Below are 1,094 nucleotides of genomic sequence, written 5' to 3' on the forward strand. Positions count from 1 at the left end.
CACCCTCCGCCCGATGTAGACGACGGATCTCGGCCCAGTCCTCCACCGACAACACCCCCTCAGCGTCGTCCAGAAGGGGTCAATCCCAATCCGACGTCAGGGGGTCAGTCTCAGCCCGTCGTCGACATCCGTCACGCAATGGCTCGGGACAAGGTCATGCGCAACGTCGTCGAGCTGTGCTCGGTCCCAACCGGGCGCGAGGGACGGCGGTCCAAGTCACTGACCTTCACCCAGGCCGAGAAGCTGCTCAGGGCCGCAGAGGTCAGCTCAATGCGCGCCTATGTCGTGCTGTCGCTGCTCACCGGAGCACGCACGGAGGAGCTGCGCGCGCTGCGTTGGGAAGATGTCGACCTGGTCGGGTCACCTGGCGAGGATCCACCGGTGCCGCCGTCGATCTCCGTTCTGCGCTCCGTACGCATGGACGGCGACACCAAGACCCGCAGGTCCCGACGGCGTCTGGCGATGCCGTCCCGGGCAGTCCGCGCGCTCGCTGCACACGCCGAACGGCCTGAGGTCTCCACGGGGCGGGCTGATCTCGTGTTCGCCTCCCCGCAACGGCACGGAGTTGGACGCGCACAACGTTCGTCGATCGTTCCGACGCGTTGCGGCTGACGCAGGCCTCGATGCGGCCGAGTGGACACCACGCGAGCTGCGCCACAGCTTCGTCTCGCTGCTCTCCGACTCCGGAGTGCCCCTGGAGCACATCTCCCGGTTGGTCGGCCACAGCGGGACCGCAGTCACCGAAGCCGTGTACCGGCAACAGCTCCGGCCGGTACTCGAACACGGGGCGATCGCGATGGACGAGATCTTTCCGGCTTCGGACGGCGGCTGATCTACTCCGTGGTCGCCTGCTTGCGGCGCTTCAGCAGGAGAACCGGCCACTGCATGCCGTTCGAGCCCTTGCCGTAGATGATGGTGTCCGAGACCACCTCCCAGCCCTCCGCTCCTAGAGCGTTCAGGTTGTCGAGCCACTGAGCCTTTGCCAACCTGATGGACGAGCAGGTCAGCTGGCGTGCGGCGTGGCGTGACCTCGAAAGGGTGAAGCTCCTGGTAGACGGGCGATTGCCTAGATCAATCCGCCTGACCAGGAGCTT

The 1,094-nt window shown here is 66.3% G+C and carries 3 protein-coding genes; 2 read left to right on the forward strand and 1 reads right to left on the reverse strand.

Features of this window, described 5'->3' with window-relative positions:
• The first annotated feature begins 156 nt into the window (after nucleotides 1–156).
• Complete coding sequence (locus WHI96_RS27740) at nucleotides 157–612, forward strand: site-specific integrase (RefSeq protein ID WP_349302525.1); 456 nt, start codon at nucleotides 157–159, stop codon at nucleotides 610–612.
• Nucleotides 566–832 carry a tyrosine-type recombinase/integrase gene (locus WHI96_RS27745; protein ID WP_345650588.1) on the forward strand — a complete coding sequence of 89 codons (267 nt, stop codon included), beginning with the start codon at nucleotides 566–568 and terminating at the stop codon, nucleotides 830–832. The genes WHI96_RS27740 and WHI96_RS27745 overlap by 47 nt, the downstream gene beginning before the upstream one ends.
• 1 nt (nucleotide 833) lies before the next feature.
• On the opposite strand, the gene WHI96_RS27750 is transcribed toward WHI96_RS27745, so the two are convergent.
• On the reverse strand, nucleotides 834–1,094 hold a 261-nt coding region (locus WHI96_RS27750), incomplete at its 5' end, for a DUF4177 domain-containing protein (RefSeq protein WP_349302526.1).

Origin of the sequence: Pseudonocardia tropica, assembly GCF_040105315.1 — a bacterium.
Taxonomy (GTDB): Bacteria; Actinomycetota; Actinomycetes; order Mycobacteriales; family Pseudonocardiaceae; genus Pseudonocardia; species Pseudonocardia alni.

Excerpts from the sequence above, each read along its gene's own strand:
- WHI96_RS27740 (WP_349302525.1), top strand. The coding sequence starts at position 157 with ATGCGCAACGTCGTCGAGCTGTGCTCGGTCCCAACCGGGCGCGAGGGA.